At 34.8% G+C, this 20,731-nt stretch carries 21 protein-coding genes; 1 reads left to right on the plus strand and 20 read right to left on the minus strand.

Annotation, left to right across the window (positions count from 1 at the left end):
* Positions 1-18 precede the first annotated feature (18 nt).
* The 19 genes from wecB to ACSULM_RS08225 form a co-directional block, all read right to left on the minus strand.
* Positions 19-1,149 carry a non-hydrolyzing UDP-N-acetylglucosamine 2-epimerase gene (wecB, locus tag ACSULM_RS08135; protein ID WP_436861972.1) on the minus strand — a complete coding sequence of 377 codons (1,131 nt, stop codon included), beginning with the start codon at positions 1,147-1,149 and terminating at the stop codon, positions 19-21.
* Between the two features lie 22 nt (positions 1,150-1,171).
* Positions 1,172-1,801, minus strand: coding sequence for a uracil phosphoribosyltransferase (gene upp, locus ACSULM_RS08140; RefSeq protein WP_436855806.1), 630 nt, complete (start codon positions 1,799-1,801; stop codon positions 1,172-1,174).
* A gap of 18 nt (positions 1,802-1,819) precedes the next feature.
* On the minus strand, positions 1,820-3,058 hold the full coding sequence (gene glyA / locus ACSULM_RS08145) for a serine hydroxymethyltransferase (protein WP_436861973.1): 1,239 nt from the start codon (positions 3,056-3,058) through the stop codon (positions 1,820-1,822).
* Positions 3,059-3,080: 22 nt separating this feature from the next.
* A complete protein-coding gene (locus tag ACSULM_RS08150) occupies positions 3,081-3,605 on the minus strand; it encodes a TIGR01440 family protein (RefSeq protein WP_436861975.1) in 525 nt (174 codons plus the stop codon).
* Positions 3,606-3,750: 145 nt separating this feature from the next.
* Complete coding sequence (locus tag ACSULM_RS08155; protein ID WP_436861976.1) at positions 3,751-4,173, minus strand: low molecular weight protein arginine phosphatase; 423 nt, start codon at positions 4,171-4,173, stop codon at positions 3,751-3,753.
* Complete coding sequence (locus tag ACSULM_RS08160; protein WP_436861978.1) at positions 4,170-5,213, minus strand: L-threonylcarbamoyladenylate synthase; 1,044 nt, start codon at positions 5,211-5,213, stop codon at positions 4,170-4,172. The genes ACSULM_RS08155 and ACSULM_RS08160 overlap by 4 nt, the downstream gene beginning before the upstream one ends.
* Positions 5,214-5,307: 94 nt before the next feature.
* Positions 5,308-6,144, minus strand: coding sequence for a peptide chain release factor N(5)-glutamine methyltransferase (gene prmC, locus ACSULM_RS08165; protein ID WP_436861980.1), 837 nt, complete (start codon positions 6,142-6,144; stop codon positions 5,308-5,310).
* On the minus strand, positions 6,131-7,207 hold the full coding sequence (gene prfA, locus ACSULM_RS08170; RefSeq protein ID WP_436861982.1) for a peptide chain release factor 1: 1,077 nt from the start codon (positions 7,205-7,207) through the stop codon (positions 6,131-6,133). The genes prmC and prfA overlap by 14 nt, the downstream gene beginning before the upstream one ends.
* Positions 7,207-7,806 carry a thymidine kinase gene (locus ACSULM_RS08175; protein ID WP_436855813.1) on the minus strand — a complete coding sequence of 200 codons (600 nt, stop codon included), beginning with the start codon at positions 7,804-7,806 and terminating at the stop codon, positions 7,207-7,209. Before ACSULM_RS08175 ends, prfA begins: the two co-directional genes overlap by 1 nt.
* 290 nt (positions 7,807-8,096) lie before the next feature.
* Positions 8,097-8,357: a type B 50S ribosomal protein L31 gene (locus tag ACSULM_RS08180; protein ID WP_069996396.1), complete on the minus strand. Its 261-nt coding sequence runs from the start codon at positions 8,355-8,357 to the stop codon at positions 8,097-8,099.
* Positions 8,358-8,502: 145 nt separating this feature from the next.
* Entirely contained in the window at positions 8,503-9,819 is a 1,317-nt protein-coding gene (gene rho / locus ACSULM_RS08185; RefSeq protein WP_436855814.1) for a transcription termination factor Rho, read from the minus strand.
* A gap of 246 nt (positions 9,820-10,065) precedes the next feature.
* A complete protein-coding gene (locus tag ACSULM_RS08190) occupies positions 10,066-11,493 on the minus strand; it encodes an aldehyde dehydrogenase family protein (RefSeq protein WP_436861984.1) in 1,428 nt (475 codons plus the stop codon).
* Positions 11,494-11,794: 301 nt separating this feature from the next.
* Positions 11,795-12,118 (minus strand): winged helix-turn-helix transcriptional regulator, encoded by a 324-nt coding sequence (locus ACSULM_RS08195; protein ID WP_436855816.1) that lies wholly within the window; start codon positions 12,116-12,118, stop codon positions 11,795-11,797.
* An 87-nt stretch (positions 12,119-12,205) separates the two neighbouring features.
* A complete protein-coding gene (locus tag ACSULM_RS08200; RefSeq protein ID WP_436861987.1) occupies positions 12,206-13,465 on the minus strand; it encodes a UDP-N-acetylglucosamine 1-carboxyvinyltransferase in 1,260 nt (419 codons plus the stop codon).
* 419 nt (positions 13,466-13,884) lie between these two features.
* On the minus strand, positions 13,885-14,745 hold the full coding sequence (fdaB, locus tag ACSULM_RS08205; RefSeq protein ID WP_436855818.1) for a class IIb fructose-bisphosphate aldolase FdaB: 861 nt from the start codon (positions 14,743-14,745) through the stop codon (positions 13,885-13,887).
* 274 nt (positions 14,746-15,019) lie between these two features.
* Positions 15,020-16,627, minus strand: coding sequence for a CTP synthase (locus ACSULM_RS08210; protein WP_436861989.1), 1,608 nt, complete (start codon positions 16,625-16,627; stop codon positions 15,020-15,022).
* A 318-nt stretch (positions 16,628-16,945) separates the two neighbouring features.
* Positions 16,946-17,485 carry a DNA-directed RNA polymerase subunit delta gene (gene rpoE, locus ACSULM_RS08215; RefSeq protein ID WP_436861991.1) on the minus strand — a complete coding sequence of 180 codons (540 nt, stop codon included), beginning with the start codon at positions 17,483-17,485 and terminating at the stop codon, positions 16,946-16,948.
* Positions 17,486-17,594: 109 nt separating this feature from the next.
* Entirely contained in the window at positions 17,595-18,455 is an 861-nt protein-coding gene (locus ACSULM_RS08220; protein WP_436861992.1) for a GNAT family N-acetyltransferase, read from the minus strand.
* Between the two features lie 79 nt (positions 18,456-18,534).
* A complete protein-coding gene (locus ACSULM_RS08225; protein ID WP_436861994.1) occupies positions 18,535-18,903 on the minus strand; it encodes a VOC family protein in 369 nt (122 codons plus the stop codon).
* A gap of 89 nt (positions 18,904-18,992) precedes the next feature.
* On the opposite strand from ACSULM_RS08225, the gene coaW reads away from it, so the two are divergent.
* Positions 18,993-19,790 (plus strand): type II pantothenate kinase, encoded by a 798-nt coding sequence (coaW, locus tag ACSULM_RS08230; RefSeq protein WP_436861995.1) that lies wholly within the window; start codon positions 18,993-18,995, stop codon positions 19,788-19,790.
* A 115-nt stretch (positions 19,791-19,905) separates the two neighbouring features.
* Here the strand turns inward: coaW and ACSULM_RS08235 are convergent, their stop codons facing one another.
* Positions 19,906-20,571 (minus strand): DUF2750 domain-containing protein, encoded by a 666-nt coding sequence (locus ACSULM_RS08235; protein ID WP_436861996.1) that lies wholly within the window; start codon positions 20,569-20,571, stop codon positions 19,906-19,908.
* Between the last annotated feature and the right edge of the window lie 160 nt (positions 20,572-20,731).

Raw genomic sequence — 20,731 nt, forward strand, 5'->3', positions numbered from 1 at the left:
ACACATAATACCCCATTACTATTTAAATGTTTCAGGTTTACTGCTAATTAACTGAAAATAATATTTGATATGCTCACAAATTCTTACTGAAGCATGACCATCACCATAAGGATTTCGTGCGTGACTCATTGCTTCATATAACTCACATGAATCAAGTAATTGTTGTGTAGCCTGAATAATATCACTTTCATTTGTACCAACTACTTTAAGCGTACCTGCTTCAACACCTTCAGGTCTTTCCGTTGCATCTCTTAACACAAGCACCGGCTTACCAAGTGATGGTGCCTCTTCTTGTACACCACCTGAATCAGTAAGTATCAAATATGATTGATGTGCAAAATTATGAAAGTCTACAACTTCTAATGGTTCAATCAACTCAATACGTGGATGTTGTGCTAAGTATTCATCTGCAATTTGTCTGACTTTTGGATTCTTATGCATCGGATAAACAACTACGACATCTTCATTTGTATCAACGATTTGTCTGATTGCTTTAAATATACGTGACATTGGTTCCCCAATATTCTCACGTCTATGTGCTGTTAGTAAGATAATGCGCTTATCTTTATGTCGCTCAATGATGTCAGAATGATAATGTCCATGTATTGTTGTTTTCATAGCATCTATCGCTGTATTTCCAGTCACCACTATCGAGGTTTCTGCTTTATTTTCTGCTATGAGATTGCGTGCTGCATTCTTCGTTGGTGCAAAGTTTAAATCTGCCATGACTCCTACCATTTGACGATTCATCTCTTCTGGAAATGGTGCATGTTTATTCCATGTTCTTAAACCTGCTTCAACATGTCCGATTGGAATCTGGTTGTATAATGCAGCTAAACTGCCAGCAAATGTCGATGTTGTATCGCCATGAACAAGAATCATATCTGGTTGTGTTTGTTTGATGACATTATCGAGTCGAGTCAATATACGCGCAGTAATTTCGGATAAAGTTTGCCCTTGCTGCATTATATCCAAATCATAATCAGGCTTAATATGGAAGCTGTTCAATACAGAATCTAACATTTCTCGATGTTGCGCTGTAACGACGACAATCGGTTCTAATGCCGAGTCATGCTTTAATGCTTGCACGAGCGGCGCCATTTTCACAGCTTCAGGTCGCGTGCCGAATACAGTCATTATTTTTTTCATTATATTACACTCCTAGGCAATACTATTTTGTACCGAATAAACGGTCTCCTGCGTCACCTAAGCCTGGTGTAATATAGGCATGATCATCAAGTTTCTCATCTAATGCTGCGATAAAGATATCTACATCTTCATGTGCTTCTTGTAATTTTTCTACACCTTCTGGCGCTGCAATTAAACACATGAAACGAATGTTCTTGGCACCACGTTTTTTCAATGAAGTAATGGCTTCAATTGCTGAAGCACCTGTTGCTAACATCGGATCAACAACTACAATCTCTCTTTCTTCAATATCTTGTGGTAATTTCACAAAATATTCTACAGCTTCAAGTGTTTCTGGATCTCTATATAATCCAACATGTCCAATTCTAGCTGCAGGTACTAATGTTAAGATACCTTGTGTCATACCTAAGCCCGCTCTTAAAATTGGTACAAAGGCTAATTTTTTACCTGTAAGTCTTTTAGCTATCATCTTAGTTACAGGTGTCTCAATTTCAACATCTTGTAGTTCTAAGTCCCTTGTCACTTCGTATGCCATTAACATACCTACTTCATCAACAAGCTCTCTAAATTCTTTAGTGCCTGTATGCACGTCACGAATGTAACTTAATTTATGTTGAATAAGTGGATGATCAAAAACATGTACTTTACCCATTAATAATTTCCTCCAATTTTAGTTATACAAAGGATGTTTTGTAGTTAAATTTTTAACTCGTTCTTTTCCTTCTTCTAATGCTTTTTTATTTTCTGGATCTTTCAATACCAAACTGATGATTTTAGCAACTTCTTCAAAAGCAGCTTCATCAAATCCACGTGTAGTTGCTGCTGGTGTGCCTAATCGTATACCACTTGTAACAAATGGCTTTTCTTGATCAAATGGAATTGTATTTTTATTACATGTAATACCGATAGCATCTAACGTTTCTTCTGCTACTTTACCTGTAATACCTACAGAACCTTTAACATCTACTGATACAAGATGGTTATCCGTACCACCAGAAACTACTCTAAATCCTTCTTCAGTCAATGTTTTAGCAAGTGTTTGCGCATTATGAATCACTTGTTGTTGATACACTTTGAAGTCATCTTGCAATGCTTCACCAAATGCAACAGCTTTAGCAGCAATCACGTGCTCTAATGGTCCACCTTGGATACCAGGGAATATTTTCTTATCAATTTGCTTTTTGTATTCTTCTTTACATAAAATCATACCACCACGAGGTCCGCGTAAAGTTTTATGTGTTGTTGTCGTTACAAAGTCAGCATATTCCACAGGATTTGGGTGCAAACCTACTGCAACTAAACCAGCGATATGAGCCATATCTACCATTAATTTTGCACCGACTTCATCAGCAATTTCTCTGAAACGTTTGAAATCAATTTTTCTAGAATAAGCAGACGCACCTGCAACAATTAATTTTGGTTTATGCTCTTTAGCTACTTTCAAGACTTCATCATAATCAATTTGTTCATTTTCTTTATCTACACCATATTCAACAAAGTTATAAAATTGACCACTAAAGTTTACTGGTGCCCCATGTGTTAAATGACCACCATGACTTAAATTCATACCTAATACAGTATCACCGTGTTCTAATGCTACGAGATAAACAGCCATGTTTGCTTGAGAACCGGAGTGTGGTTGAACGTTGACATGCTCAGCACCAAATAACTTTTTAGCACGTTCGATTGCTAACGTTTCTGACACATCCACATATTCACAACCACCATAATATCTTCTGTTTGGATAGCCTTCAGCATATTTATTTGTTAATACTGATCCTTGTGCTTCCATCACCGCTTCTGAAACAAAGTTTTCTGAAGCAATTAATTCAATATTGTTATTTTGGCGGTTAAACTCATTTTGAATCACTTCATATATTTCTTTATCTTGCTTTTGAATAAATGACATTGGTAATTCCCTCGTTTCTGTATTAGTTATATTTTGCTCGTTCGCCACCAATTTTTTTAGGTCTCGAAGACGCAATTGTTACAATTGCTTCACCAATTTGCTTAACACTTGTACGTTCAGGGATTGCAACGTGCTTGATATGCATGCCGATTAGTGTTTGTCCTATATCAATACCTTTAGGAACTGATATGTATTCTACTACAATGGGGGCGCGCATATGTTGATAGGCATATGTTGCTAAGCTCCCACCTGCATGAACATCTGGGACAACGGTAACTTCTTCCATCGTTAATGGATTGAATTGCGTTTTTTCAATTGTCACTGCTCTATTAATATGTTCACAACCTTGAAAGGCAAATGAAACCCCTGTTTCGTCTTCAATCGCTCTTAAAGCCTCATAAATTTCTTGAGCTACCTCCATAGATCCTACACTACCAATACGTTCACCAATGACCTCTGAAGTCGAACAACCAATAACGCATAATTCATTTTCTTTGAAAAAATCCTTTGCTTTCAATTCATTTAATAACAAATTTAATTCTTCCATTTGTCCACCCCTTTATATCAATTGACATAAACAAACTCGACATATGTGTTGCGCTAAAACATACAAAATTGACTGATAGCAAATTTGCTACACGTTACTATTATAACTTATTTACGAAGTGTCTCATACTAATTTCACTAATTTATTACTTTAATATTTTATTTTTTAAACTATCAATCAGTATATTTAATTCATTAAATATTTTAAGATAGTCTGCTTTGCTCCCACCATAAGGATCAGTAACTTCACCGCTTTGTTCAACATATTCATTTAAAGTAAATACATTTGATGGGGAACCATATTGTTGCTGAATCGCCATTTTATGTGATTGCCCCATTGTCAAAATAAGATCCGCTTCTAGGTCTAGTTCTGTAAAAGACGTTGCACTTCTTGGTACGGGCAATTGATTTTCAATTAGTATAGTTTTAGAGTGCGCTGAAATGGCTTGACCGTCCATTGCATATATACCTCGAGACGCAACATCATGTTCTGGCAATTTTGTTTGAGCAATACTTTCCGCCATTGGACTTCTACAAGTATTACCTGTACAAACAAATATAATTCTCATAGTTTCTCTCCTTTTACTATTACTTGATCTGCTGCTTTCATCATTCTATTCATAATCGCTGTAGTCTGGTCATTGATAGGAAACCCTAAGATGTACGCTTGCTCAATGTGTTCATCTTGATCAAGTTGATGCAATATTTGATATAACTTATGATTGGCAGTTTTGATATCTTGTTCATCTTTACATAAAGCAATAAATGTAGCTTCATCAGGCACTAAATTTTGCTTACTGCGTGGAAGGATAAAGGCGGTCTTACTCCAATCTTTATCTGAGCTTGGAGGTTGATTAAGTACTTCAATAATTTTAACGGGTGTATCCGGTGCGTAATGTTTATACTTCATACCAGGAGCGATTGGTTTATCAATATCTAACGTCCCTTGTGTCGTAATACAATTTGGTATAATATCTTCAATCATAGACTGCGTAACCGATCCAGGTCGTGCGATTCTAAATGGGAATTGAGTACAATCTAACACTGTACTTTCAAGTCCAACCTCACTTTGGTCTCCGTTAACAATGCCATCTACTCGTCCATTTAAATCACGATATACATGATCAAACGTTGTCGGTGATGGTCGCCCGCTCAAATTTGCACTCGGTGCAGCAATCGGCAAATCTACAAATTGTAAAATGCGTCGTCCAATTGGATGACTCGGCATTCGAACTGCAATAGAATCTAATCCACCACTCACACTATGACATAAATATCCTTTCTTTAAAGGTAAGATAAATGAAATAGGACCTGGCCAAAATGCTTTCATAAGTTTTTTTATTTCCTCAGTTATCCCGCTAGTAAATGCTTCCAACTGATCCAATGTATGTATATGGACAATTAAAGGATTATCAGATGGTCTTCCTTTGGCTTCATATACTTTGTGAATAGCTTGTTCATTTCGTGCGTCCGCCCCTAAACCATAGACTGTTTCTGTAGGCAGTGCGATTAGTCCGTCATTTTCAAAAATTCTCTTCATTTCCTTGAGCGCATCTAATTCTTCAGTCGTTTGATGTTCTTGACGTAAATCCCATATTTTCGTATTCATTTGACACGTCCTTTCATACTTGCTTTCTATTTTAAAACAAAATAAAAAGATATGCACGCACATGAATAGCTCATGTACAATACATATCTTTGCGTTACCAAACGAATGAAATAATGCGATCATTCTGGTTAATATCTTTAACGATTTCAACTTCTAAATTAGGATATTTGGTTAAAATTTTACGTTTTAAAGTTTCACCTTGATTAAAACCAATTTCGAATACTACTTTCGCTTGTGGCAATAACACATATGGCAATTGATCTAATATTGTGTCATAAACACGATAACCTTTGTCTTGTGCAAACAATGCGGTATGAGGCTCATATTTCAACACATGCTCATCCATCAATACTGCTTCACTATCATCAATATAAGGCGGATTAGATATCAGTCCATTCACCTTGATACCACGTTCGATAAGTGGTGCTAAAGCATCACCTTGTAAAAAGGATATATCAACTTGATGTGTTTTAGCATTTTCTTGTGCTACTAAAAGTGGCGCTTCATATAAATCAGTAGCATACACCTTAAATGAAGCATCTAGTTTTTTAAGTGTAATGGGGATATTCCCACTACCTGTACCAATATCAACTATCGTATCTCCAGTATGTAGTTGCTTATATAAATGCAACATGACTTCTTCTGTTTCAGGTCTTGGAATCAGGCAGTGTTCATTCACTTTGAATGTCTCGCCATAAAACGATTGCTTACCAACAATATATTGAATCGGTTCGTTTTTTAACATTCTTTTTGTCGCCACTTCAAAAATGGTCACATGTGCTTCTGGCACCGTATCTTGCATATGCATTAGTAGATCCGCTTTAGTCCATTCGAATAAATCAAGCATTAACCATTCTGCTCGCATTGTTTCGATATTATGACGCTTGCACTGATCTTTTGCATGATTAAGTAACGTTTTATAGTTCACCATTGTTAAGTTCTTTCAATTTATCTGTTTGTTCCGCTAACGTCAACGCATCGATAATTTCGTCTAACTTGCCTTCCATAATTTGGTCTAATTTTTGTAAAGTTAGTCCAATGCGGTGATCCGTTACACGACTTTGCGGATAGTTATACGTTCTGATACGTTCTGAACGATCACCTGTACCTACTGCAGATTTACGTTGTGCTGCATATTTTTGTTGCTCTTCTTGCAATTTCATATCAAACAAACGTGCTTTCAGAACTTTTAATGCTTTCTCACGGTTCTGAATTTGAGATTTTTCAGATGAAGTAGCGATCACACCTGTTGGGATATGCGTAATACGTACCGCTGAATCCGTAGTATTGACGTGTTGTCCACCTGCACCACTTGAGCGGTATGTATCCACCTTCAAATCCTCATTACGCACTTCAATTTCAACATCTTCTACTTCTGGTAACACAGCAACTGTAGCTGTCGATGTATGAATACGGCCGCCTGACTCTGTTTCAGGTACACGTTGTACACGATGCGCACCATTTTCGTATTTTAATTTACTAAAGGCTCCATTACCTGATACTGAAAAACTGATTTCTTTATAACCACCATGGTCACTTTCGGTCACTTCAACAATATCCGTTTTATAATTTAATGCTTCTGCGTATTTTGAATACATTCTATATAAATCACCTGCGAAAATTGCTGCCTCATCACCACCAGCAGCTGCACGGATTTCAACGATAACGTCTTTGTCATCATTCGGATCTTTCGGTATAAGTAAGAATTTTAATTCTTCCTCTAGTTTAGGGATTTTGTTTTGAAGCGTTTGGTGCTCTTCTTTCAACATTTCAATTTCTTCACTATCTTTTGTATCACTTAACATTTCTTCTATTTCAGTAATATCTTCTTTAGATTGTTTATATTCACGATATACATCTACAGTCTTTTGTAACTCTGCTTGTTCCTTGGAATAATTACGTAAATTATCAGGATTATTAACTACGTCAGGATCACTTAATAATTCATTTAGTTGTTCATATCTTTCTTCTACAATATCTAATTGATCAAACACTACAATTCCTCCTTCTCAGAATTACTTGGAGCAACAATGTGATGTGCTCTGCATCTTGGTTCATAGCTTTCATTCGCGCCTACTAATATTACTGGATCATCTATTTTGGCAGGATTACCGTCAATGAGTCTTTGTGTACGACTTGATGATGCACCGCAAACGGCACATACAGCTTGAAGCTTCGTAACATCTTCACTTACTGCCATAAGTTGTGGCATAGGCTCAAATGGTTCCCCTCTAAAATCCATATCAAGACCAGCAGTAATAACTCTGTGTCCTTTTTCAGCTAATTGTTCAGCAATATCAACAATGGTATGTTCAAAAAATTGAACTTCATCAATACCCACAACATCAACTTCAGATAAATCGTGTTTTAATATCTCAGCTGCCGTTGAAATATTTATTGCTTCTATTGCATTACCATTATGAGAAACAATCTTATCTTTATGATAGCGGTCATCTATAGCCGGCTTAAAAACAACTACTTTTTGTTTAGCATAAAGTCCTCGTCTTAGTCGACGAATAAGTTCTTCAGATTTGCCACTAAACATACTTCCAGTAATACATTCAATCCACCCGGAATGATAAGTTTCATACATCATGCGTTCCACCTTTTTCAAAACATAATCGATTCATTATATCATATTTTTTTCATTGAAATGGGATATATTTCCAAGTTATTTGGTTAATTTATGTATCTGCATTTTAAAATTATAAATAACTAGCTTCATGTCAATCTACACAGTTATTATTCTGTTTTAAAATAACGCTATATAGCTATTTACTTAGTGAGCTACAATCAACTTTTAAAATGCCATTAAGTACATTAAATACGTTATATAAAAACAAAAAAGCATTCTCATCGAATGAGAATGCGCTTTGCCAACAATTAGTTGTTGTTGTTTGATTTGATTCCGAATTTCTTGTTGAAACGTTCCACACGACCATCCGCAGCAGCGAATTTTTGACGTCCTGTGTAGAATGGATGTGAATCAGATGAAATGTCTAAACGAATAACTGGGTATTCGTTACCATCTTCCCATTCCATTGTTTCTGATGATGATTTAGTAGAACCACTTAAGAATTTAAAATCAGTAGTTGTATCTAAAAAGATAACTTTGTGATATTCAGGATGAATATTTTGTCTCATTATTTTCAGCTCCTTTGCCCTGGACCATCTGGAACAGAGTTATTTCTGAGTTTTTTACCCCAATACTTGATAATTATAATGGCTTTAATTCTAAAACGCAACCCTAAATCGCATATTGATTCAATAACTATGTGATAAATAGATATTAAATAATCGGTTTGCCCGTTTTAGTGCTTTCTCTCGCTGCCTTTTGTAATTGTTCGAAAAATTCCTTATTATTATCAGTACGTTTTAGTTTACGAACAAATCGTTCCGTAAAATCTGTTGAATCTGTAAACATATTTCTCAATTGCCACAATGATTCTAACTCTTTTGCATCAATTAATAATTCTTCTTTACGCGTTGAACTTCGACCTATATCTATTGCTGGGAATACACGTCTCTCAGCTAGTTTACGATCTAGATGAAGTTCCATATTTCCTGTACCTTTGAATTCCTCGTAAATCATATCGTCCATTCGTGAACCTGTATCAACAAGTGCAGTTGCTAAAATCGTCATACTGCCACCAGCTTCAATGTTTCTAGCTGCACCGAAAAATGCTTTAGGCTTGTGTAATGAAGCAGGATCTAAGCCACCTGATAGTGTACGACCACTAGGCGGAATTACAAGGTTATATGCACGTGCAAGTCTTGTAATTGAATCCATTAAAATAATGACGTCTTTGCCAATTTCTACCAAACGTTTTGCACGTTCTAATAGTAGTTCTGCCACTTTAACATGATGTTGTGGTGGTTCATCAAATGTGGAATGTACAACTTCAGCCGATTCAACTGATCTTTCTATATCTGTAACCTCTTCTGGTCTTTCACCTACTAATAGTACAAACAATTTCGCATCAGGCTTGTTTGTTGCAATTGCATTAGCTATTTCTTTAAGTAATGATGTTTTACCAGCTTTAGGCGGTGCAACAATCAGACCACGTTGTCCTAACCCGATTGGTGTAACCAAATCCATAATTCGAGTTGAGAAATTCTGTTTACTTGTTTCTAATAAAATACGCTCTTCTGGATATAGAGGCGTTAACGCTTGGAAATGCGGTCGTTTTTTTACTTCTTCAGCATTTTCACCATTTACAAAATCTACTTGTAGTAAACCATAATATTTCTCATTATCTTTAGGCTTTCTAACTTTACCAGTCACTTTATCTCCGCGTTTTATTTCAAAACGACGAATTTGACTAGCAGAAATATAAATATCTTTTTCACCTTTAGAATAATTTACTGTTCTTAAAAAACCATAACCATCTTGTTGGATATCATCAAGAATACCCTCCATATAATAGTTACCATCTTTTTCCATTTGCGCTTCCATAATGGCTAACACAAGCTCTTTCTTATTTAGCTTACTATAGTTTGTTAATTTTAGTGATTTTGCTTTTTGAGTGAGATCTTTAGTAGTATAATTTTTGTACAATTCGTGGAACGACTCATACTGAGGTGATGTTCGTACTTTGTCAGGCATTATCTTGCACCCATTTCATAAATAAGTTTTTAAATAACGTAGTCACTACGCTACTTACTTTTATAACTATAGCAAATTTCCTATTTAATTACAAAACGTATTTCCCTCTACACAAAACAAGAAGTGTGCAGGTAGTAATACAAATTCAAAATTTGATATCACTTATCTACACACTTCATTTAATCTAAATATTTAATTTTATAGTACGGTTAGACGCATTTTCATTAAATCATTCACATATGTTATTTATTTGTAGTAACCTGCGATTGATTTAACTTCTAAGAATTCTTCAATTCCGTAATCGCCCCACTCACGGCCTAAACCAGATTGTTTGTAACCGCCAAATGGTAAGTCAGGCTTACGTCCAGCTTCATTAATTTCTACTGTACCTGCTTCAATAGCACGCGCTACTTTGTGTAGTTTATCTTTGTCGCTACCGTATACATAACCAGCTAAACCATATTTTGTATCATTAGCGATTTGGATAGCTTCATCTAAGTCATTATATGAGATTACAGACATAACTGGACCAAATATTTCTTCTTGAGCAATTGTCATGCTGTTATCAACATTGTTGAAAATAGTTGGGCGTGCAAAGTAGCCTTTATCTAAGCCTTCAGGTTTACCAGGACCACCGTAAAGTAATTCTGCACCTTCTGCTATACCTTTGTCGATATAATCTTGTACTTGGTCAAATTGTTTTTTACTAATAATTGGACCGACTTGCGTACCTTCTTCTCTCGGATTACCAACTTTTACTTCGCTAAATTTTTCTTTTACAGCTGTTAAAAACTCAGCTTTCATACTTTCCGGCACTAATGTTCTTGTACCTGCTGTACAAACCTGTCCAGTATTGAACACGACTTTATTAGCCGCCGCACTTGCTGCACCATCGATATCAGCATCGTCTAAAATGATATATGGTGATTTACCACCTAATTCAAGCGATACTTTTTTGAAATCTTCTGCAGCTTTTTTCATTATGCTTGACCCTGTTGGACCAGATCCAGTGAATGACATCATTCTTACTTTAGGGTGTTCACTTAAAGGATTGCCGACGCCTTCACCGTCACCATTTACTAAGTTGAATACACCTTTAGGTACGCCAACTTTGTCAAAAATTTCAGCTAAAATAACTGCTGCAAATGGTGTTTCTTCTGATGGTTTCAATACTACTGGGCTACCAGCTGCAAAGGCTGCTGCTAATTTTAATGCTGTTTGATTTGTAGGGAAGTTCCAAGGTGTAATTAATCCTGAAACACCTATCGCTTCTTTTACAACTAAATCATCGCCACGACGTTCTTCAAATTGAAAATCGTTCAAAGCATCTCTTGCCGCTTCAAAATGATTTAAGCCCATTTGATAATGTACGTTTTCTGAAACGGATAATGGTGCACCTAGCTCATCAGTAATGGCTTCGATTAAGTCATCTTTTCTATTTTTATATTCTTCTACGATTTTATCTAATAGTTCTTGTCTTTCTTTTACAGAACTATGTCTAAATTCTAAATAGACGTTATCTGCTGCTTCTACTGCTTTTTCTACATCTTCTTTATTACCTTTAGCAATTGTACCAGCAACTTCTTCTGTAGCAGGATTAATCACATCAAGTGTTTCACCACTAGTGCTTTCAACCCATGCGCCATTAATATATTGTTTAGTGAAATTTCTCATTAATCATTCACTCCTTAAGTTAAGTTGATAGTTACATTCTAACCGACATCTAAAATTTTTAAACATTACTGCTCACAGTCTTTGGTGAAAATGATCCCCTATGATTAATAATGTTATAGTAAAGACTGTCAACTCAATCATCATGTTAATTAATAATAATTATTACAATTCAATTTTTTAAAGTGAGTGAGAGAGGAATCTAATTTTTCTAAAAGCTTCCTAGTCCCACCACGAAAATATGCCTATACAAAAATAGAGGCCAGAACAATATATGTCCTAGCCTCTTAAAAAAATGTAAATCTTATTTATTTTCGAGCTCAATGTACTCTTGAGCCCATTTTTCCATTGGTTCTAATGCCGCTGCTAAAGCATCACCTTTATCTGTAAGTTGATACAGAATATTCATAGGGCTCGTTGACACAACTTTTTTCTCAACAAGTCCCCATTCACTTAGGTCTGTTAATTTTATACTTAAAGCACGGGGCGTAATTGTTTTTAAATCACGCTTCATATCTGAAAAATGTGCAGATTTTTCCGTGCATCTTGATAAGTAATTAATAATAAGACCATTCCAACTTCTGCCTACTATTTTAAAGGTCTCTTCTAGATAAGGGCAAACCTTCATGGTCATCACCTCATTACCGATTTTATACTAAATTTTTTCAAACTCCATAGTCAATTACCATTAAGTATATTTAGTATACCACACTTTTTAAACTTCTTCAGTCCAAATATCTGCACCTAGAGATTTAAGTGTACTAACGATATTCGTATAACCACGGTAAATATGCTTAACGTTATAAATTGTTGTAACACCTTCTGCTAATAGACCAGCTACAATAAGACATGCGCCTGCTCGTAAGTCACTAGCATATACTTCCGCACCAGTTAATGTTGACGGTTTAATTGTCGCTGTACCATTATCTGCAGATATATTTGCGCCCATATTTTTCAATTCATCTACATGTCTAAACCTTGCTGGATAAATTGTTTCGGTTACGAATGATACGCCGTCTGCCATAAATAATAACGGTGTGATAGGCTGTTGTAAATCTGTTGCAAATCCTGGGTACACTAACGTTTTAATATCTACACTTGAATAAGGTGTACTGCGTCTAATAACAGCACTGTCATCATTCACCTGGATATCAACACCAAGTTCTTTTAATTTAACAGTTAACGGTTCTACGTGTGTTGGAATAATGTTGTTTATCTTAATATCTTCACCACAAGCTGCTGCAATACACATATATGTACCGGCTTCGATTCTATCAGGAATGACTTGGTGATGTGAACCATGCAAATGTTCTACGCCAGTAATTTTGATAGTACTTGTACCAGCGCCTTTAATATTTGCACCAAGACTTGATAAGAAGTTCGCTACATCTACCACTTCTGGTTCTTTAGCCGCATTTTCAATCACTGTTTGACCTTCTGCACGAACAGCTGCCAACATAATATTAATGGTCGCGCCTACACTCACGATGTCTAAAAAGATATTAGCACCTACTAATTTATCAGCTTCAATTTTCATTGAAGTAGTGCTAGATTCATCAATCTTAGCGCCCAATGCTTTGAAGCCCTTGATGTGTTGATCGATAGGTCTTGGTCCTAATGGACATCCGCCTGGTAAGCCAATAACACATTTTTTAAATCGACCTAACATTGCCCCCATCATGTAATATGACGCACGCAATGATTCCACTTTATTATTCGGTAATGGTGCATTTTCAATTTCATTAGGATCAACGTTTAATGTCATGCCGTCTAATTCTGTTTTAATGTTTAAATCCCCAAGTAAACTCACTAACGTTTCTACATCAGAGATTTCTGGAAGGCCTTCAATTGTTACCTTATCTTCAGCCAAAATTGCTGCTGGTATGATTGCTACTGCACTGTTCTTAGCACCGTGGTTGTTCACTTCACCTTTAAGTGTTTGACCACCTCTAATTTTAATTACTTCTTGAGCCATTCGCTTGTTCTCCTTTGCCTTTCAATCAGTATTCCTCTTCTGTTACATCATTTGCATTATAAATTAAATTATTACAGTTTGCAAAGCACATCAGTTTTCTAAAACATATTTTCGGTGAAAATATGTACTATATTCACACAATAATTCTTTTCTATAGCTATCAATTCCTATAACTTCACTACTTCAAGCAAAAGTTCATTTAAAAAAATTATTTTCAATGTGTTCATTTAGAGTGCCTACTTATTATCAACCGTGCATTTATATATCACTTTTCGTTCGTGATGCTATGATCTATAAATTGATTCCTTGATAATTCACAAAACTCAACAAATTATAACATAAAAAAATGGAAGCAAGACAGAAATCAAAGACTTCTCATTTGATTTCGTGCCTCAACTTCCACAATATTGATACTCAATTTATTTTGCTTGGTTTGATGTACCAAATTCTTTAATTTTACCGATTACTGTTGCTTTAATCGCTTCACGTGCTGGACCTAAATATTTACGAGGATCATACATTTCTTGATCTTTATCCAATGCTTCACGAACTGCTTTCGCAGAAGCAATTTGGTTTTCAGTATTTACATTAATTTTTGCAGTACCAAATGGAATTGCTTTTTTAATGTCTTTAGTTGGGATACCAGTACCACCATGTAATACTAATGGTAAGCCAGTAGACGCACCAATTTCTTCCATTTCTTTAAATCCTAATTTAGGTTCACCTTTGTATGGTCCATGTACTGAACCTAATGCAGGTGCTAAAGTATCGATACCTGTTTTTTCAACAAGTTCTTGACACTCTTTAGGATCTGCATAAATAACGCCTTCAGCAACAACGTCATCTTCTTGTCCACCTACTGTACCTAATTCAGCTTCTACAGATACACCATGTTCATGTGCATATTCAACAACTTTTGAAGTGATTTCAATGTTGTCTTCAAATGATTCGTGTGACGCATCAATCATTACTGAAGTGAAACCAGCGTCAATTGCTTCTTTACATTTTTCGAAGCTTGAACCGTGGTCTAAGTGAATTGCAACTGGTACTGTAATTTCTTTGTCGTGCATTAAGCCTTCAACCATTTTCACAACTGTATAGAAACCACCCATATAACGAGCAGCACCTTCAGATACACCTAAGATTACAGGCGCGTTCTCTTCTTGAGACGCTTCTAAAATCGCTTGTGTAAATTCTAAGTTATTTAGGTTATATTGACCTACTGCATAACCATTTTCTTTCGCATCTATTAACATTTCTTTCATTGAAACTAAAGGCATGAAAGTTCCTCCTTGGTGCTTTAAGCACATATTTTTACAATGTAATTATATCAAAGTCATATACCTTTTGCATTCTTCAACATTTTTGTAAGCGTTTTTATTTGATTTTTTTTACTCTATTCACCTAATTTTCATATTTTTTGCTTAATTTCTTTGAAAAATTAACCCTTATCTTGCCCTCGATACAATGTATATTTCAGACAATACATTATTTTATAAACATAAAAACGGGATGAGACAACATTTAGTGTCCCATCCCGCATATATTTTTAAATTATTTTGATTGTTGTTTTAAAGCTGCTTCAATAAATGCTTTGAAGATTGGTTGTGGACGGTTTGGTCTTGATAAGAATTCTGGGTGAAATTGACATGCAACGAAAAAGTCATTTTCAGGAATTTCTACCATTTCTACCAAGCGACCATCTGGGCTTGTACCTGAGAATACTAAGCCTTTAGCTTCTAATTGTTCTCTATATTCATTGTTAAATTCATAACGATGACGATGACGTTCTTCAATTTTAGTTTCATTATAAATTGAATTTGCTAATGTTCCTTCTTTAATGTGACAAGGATATAAGCCTAAACGTAATGTGCCACCTAAATCTTCAATATCTTTTTGTTCAGGTAGTAAATCAATAATCGGATGTGGTGTATTTGGATCAAGTTCTGCAGAATGTGCACCTTCTAGACCTAGTACATTTCTAGCAAATTCTACGGTTGCTAATTGCATACCTAAACAAATTCCAAAGTAAGGAACATTGTTTTCACGTGCAAATTTAATTGCAGATATTTTCCCTTCGCTGGCACGGAAGCCAAATCCACCTGGTACTAGGATACCATCAACGTCAGATAATATTTCTGATACATTATCATCTGTAACTTCGCTTGAATCAATCCATCTAACTTCGATGTCTTTCTTGAATGGGTAACCAGCATGTTTCAATGATTCAACTACAGACAAATAAGCATCTTGTAAGCTCACATATTTACCGACCAAGCCTATAGTTATTTTGCCATCTAGACTATTCACTGTGTCTAATAAATATTGCCATTCATCTAGTTGCGTCTCATATTTTGGATTTAATTCCAAGCGTTTGATTACGATGTCGTCCATATCTTGTTTACTTAACTGTAACGGGATTTCATATAATGAATCTGCGTCACGACACTCAATTACACTAGCTTTATCTATATCACAGAATAATGCGATTTTGTCTTTTAAATCTTGAGTTAATTCATATTCTGTTCTTACAACGATTAAATCAGGCTGAATACCTAATCCACGTAATTCTTTCACACTATGTTGAGTTGGTTTAGTTTTCATTTCACCAGCTGCTTTAATGTAAGGTAGTAACGTACAATGAACGTACATCACATTTTCGCGGCCTAAATCACTACGAATTTGTCTAATCGCTTCGATAAATGGTAATGATTCAATATCACCTGTAGTTCCACCTATTTCTGTTATTACAACATCAGCGTTGGTACTTTCACCAGCTAATAATAAACGTTCTTTGATTTCATTTGTTATGTGTGGAATGACTTGCACTGTACCACCTAAGTAATCACCACGACGTTCTTTTTTCAAAACATGTGAGTATACTTTTCCAGCAGTTACATTTGAATATTTATTAAGGTTAATATCAATAAATCTTTCATAATGTCCTAAGTCTAAATCCGTTTCGGCACCGTCATCAGTGACAAATACTTCACCATGTTGATATGGACTCATTGTACCAGGATCGACATTTAAGTATGGATCGAATTTTTGGATTGTTACTTTTAATCCTCTATCTTTTAATAATCTTCCTAAAGATGCTGCCGTGATACCTTTACCTAATGAAGATACAACTCCACCAGTTACAAAAATAAATTTTGTCATGTTCTGCCTCCTATTATTAAAACAGTATTTTCATTCAATACAGTTGATTGACATTTACTCATTCAGTGGCTCTTTCATTTATGTTGCAAACTTTTACACACGCACTTTAAGTTTCATTATGTAAATAATGTTTGAACAAATATTTACTGAAAATCAAAAATTAAAATTCAATTGATATCGTAAATTAAATAAAAAAATCGCTCCCTCTCACATGTTTGTAAGGGGGAGCGTATAATATTTTTACACGTCGTCCTATTTAAAGGAGCCCGAATAAAATTTTATCATGTTCACGCAAAAAGTCAATTAAATCTCACAGAATTATTTTTCAGATTCTTCGTCGTCAAATTCATCTTCTTCTTCATCATCTAAATCTTCATCGTCTTCATCGATGACAATATCTGTTTCATTTAAATCTTCATCGACGTCATCTTCTTCTGGATCTTCTGGATCATTCAAAGTTTCTTGGTCATCTGTTACTGCTGGAATATCATCATCGTCATCCGCATCATCTTCGCCAAGTAATTTCAAGTTTTTGTCTTCTTCGTCATCGTCATCTAAAATATCAAATTTTTGGATTGTTGGTGCAATTTTTTCTTCAATATCAGCTACTGAATACCAATCACGTAGACCCCAAATGTTTTCGCCAACATTTAAAAAGCGACCATCTGTGTTTAAATCCGTGTAGAATTGTACGATTCTGTTTTCAATTTCTTCATCTTTATAATGACCAAGTGCTTTAAACTCATCAATGATATCATATAAATTCATTGTGTCATTTTTTTCATTTAATAACGTGTAAGCCATATCGATAAATGATTTCTCATCAACCATCTCTTTAGTATAATCTTGAATTCTCATTATTTATTCTTCCTTTCAAAGGCATTTATACAAACCAGTACTAAGTTTAACATAAGTAATATTAACAAATGTAAATTATAAATGACAATGTCTGATTTCGCAATCGGATTTAATAATTTATATATTTTTCAAACACAATATAATCATCAGCCGCATCAATTTCTACAAAATTGCTATTGATACATAATGGTTTTAGCTCATTATTTTCCCCATATAATGTAATTGTTATTAATTCTACACCATCAAAATGTTTTCTTACATAAGTTGATAGCTGTCTCAAGGCACTTTCAGCTATACCATTGTGACGCTCCTCTTTATTTACTTCTACAGAGGAAATGTTCATGCGCTGGTCGTGGCGTTCGATTGCAAGAAATCCAACTTTCCGTTCATCTTTTATTAAATCAATAATATGAATGTTGTACGGTTGTTCATCTGTATTAGGTTTTAGCTTCAAAGATGACACATGTTTTGAATCCAAGTCTAAATAATATAATCTCTCTTTACCAATTGGCCCTTCTTCTTTTGTAGCAGCATGCATAAAGCCTGCACGTTCGTATACATTCCATGCACCTTTGTTCTCAGCATCAACTACGAGATATAAATGATTGAAGTTTGGAAATAAAGCTTGGACATATTCAGGCAAATACATCATCATTTTTGTACCATAGCCATACCCTTGAAAATCTTCATTCACTGATAGCGAGCGTACGTAAATAACTTGATTTGGCGTATCATAGCCCTCGTGTTGATAGTATTGATGTAATACAAAGAACCCAACTACATCGCCTTGTTCATTTAGCGCGATGTTCGCAATTCGATCTTCATCATCGATTGCGTCTTGTAATACATCTTTTGGTAATGACGAATAAATTTGTTGTCTTTCACTTAATTTAAAATCATAAAGTGCATCCTTGTATTGTGGTTCATATACTTGTACCGTAATATTTTCAAAATTTTTCTTAATAAACATTTTCACTATCCCCTATTTAAAACGTATTAATTATTTATTAATACCACTATTCTATCAAGTATAATCTATAAATAACTATTTATTTCAAAAAACAATTCATTAGCCAATTCACTTCATATTTATCCTTTACTTGACCATGCATTGCACCGAAAAATGTTTTTTCAATTGGCATGTGTGGATTACCACATTCGCTTAATGCATCGTAAACCTTTTGTTGCGTTTCTAATTGATCAAACGTCAATATAATATTCGTATTATCATTATGCCATTCTCGACCATATGTACTCGCTATATGTATCACTGTTGCTTCACTAATGTGTAATTCTGCGTGTAACCATTGCTCGTTTTTTTCATTTAAAATTTTAACTTCTCCACCAAAAGCATTTTGATAAAAGTTGATTGCTTGTTTCACGTCATCTACTTTTATAAAAGGACTTAATTGCATCATAAATTTATACTCCCTTAAATTGATATTTGATTTTCCTCCATTTTATTATACTATTAGTTATAATGAAAATATCTTAGGAGGAATAGACGATGAAGATTGGCATCGATGCTGGTGGTACGCTCATTAAAATAGTCCAAGAAAACGATGGCAAACGTACATATAACACGCGATTAACAACAGAAATCGATGATGTTATTGCATGGCTCAATCAACAAGACTGTAATAACATCAGCCTAACAGGGGGACACGCAGCAAGAATCAATGAAAAACTGAACTGTAAAGCACAGGTATTTGTAGAATTTGATGCTGCAGCTAAAGGCTTAGAAATGTTACTTGAGGAGCAAGGACATTTTCTAGATAATTACATATTTACAAATGTTGGTACTGGTACTTCTCTGCATTATACTGATGGTAAGCAACAACAGCGTGTTGGTGGTATAGGTGCTGGCGGTGGTATGATTCAAGGACTTGGTTATTTATTGACTGGTATTAATGATTATCAAACACTCACTGACACTGCTCAACATGGTAATCGTGACATCATTGACTTAAAAGTAAAACATATTTACAAAGATAGCGAGCCACCTATTTCGGGTGATTTAACCGCAGCAAATTTCGGACACGTGCTACATAATTTGGACAAGGATTTTACCGATGCCGATAAGTTAGCCTCTGTGATTGGAGTGGTTGGAGAAGTAATAACGACGATGTCTATCACCGTTGCAAGAGAACATCAAACTGAACATGTAGCCTATATTGGTTCCTCGTTCCACAACAATGATTTATTAAAAGAAGTAGTTAAAGATTATACTGTCCTTCGTGGATTCAAACCTTATTATATAGAGCATGGTGCCTTTTCTGGTGCATTAGGTTCGATACATTTATAAATTCTTTAAAAAGAGACAAGAGCCTGGACATAAATAGATGTCTCAGGCTCTTGCCTTTTTAATTAAACATAATTATTAAAACATGAATATATTTTTATAATACATATGTTAAAACTTAAAATGTAAGTTGATTAATGACTTTTTGCGCGGGTACTACTGTCCCAACGACACCTGATTTTAAATCAATAGCAACAGCATGATCATCATCACGTAAAGTATCTAACCACTCTGCAAATACTTCACCTTCTATTTCAATAATATCACACTCTTCAAAGTCTTCATCTCTTACTTTTTCAGCTCTACGTTTAATACTCCATACTGGCATGATGTTAGGTTTTTGATGCGCTTCATCACTAATCATTAAAAATTGCTTCACATCTTTATTCGTTAATCCAAACACTGCGTCTTCCTTAGCCACATCTTTTACGAATTCTTTCAAACGAATATTATCTAAATCTGACATCAACGCATTTGATGCTTTTACAATGTTTATTAATTCACCATCTTTACCTGTTGTTGGATTCATTAAAACTTCGTCATTTTCGTCAAACACATCGTCAATTTCATAAGTTACAAATCGATCGATATCAAGCTTTTTAATTTTATCAAACTCAATACCTTCTTTATTAAGATAATCCTTAGCTTTTGCTTCATCCGTCCATGCAACTACAACATCTTTCCCTGATACTGATTGTCTAACTAAACGTTTTGACTTAGTCGCAATATAAAACACTTCATTAATTAAAATATCTTGATAAAATGAACTTTCTTTGTAAGACATACTAACACCTTCAATTCATTTATTATAATTACCTACCTATAAAATATAAATGACTGTAAAGTTCTAGTCAATCAACGAATTTCATAGTATAAATTAAAAAAGAAATAGAGCGCATTAGTAAAAATGACATTCGAAATTTCAATTTAATTTCGTATCTTTA

Origin of the sequence: Staphylococcus caeli, from assembly GCF_051413795.1 — a bacterium.
Classification (GTDB): domain Bacteria; phylum Bacillota; class Bacilli; order Staphylococcales; family Staphylococcaceae; genus Staphylococcus; species Staphylococcus caeli_A.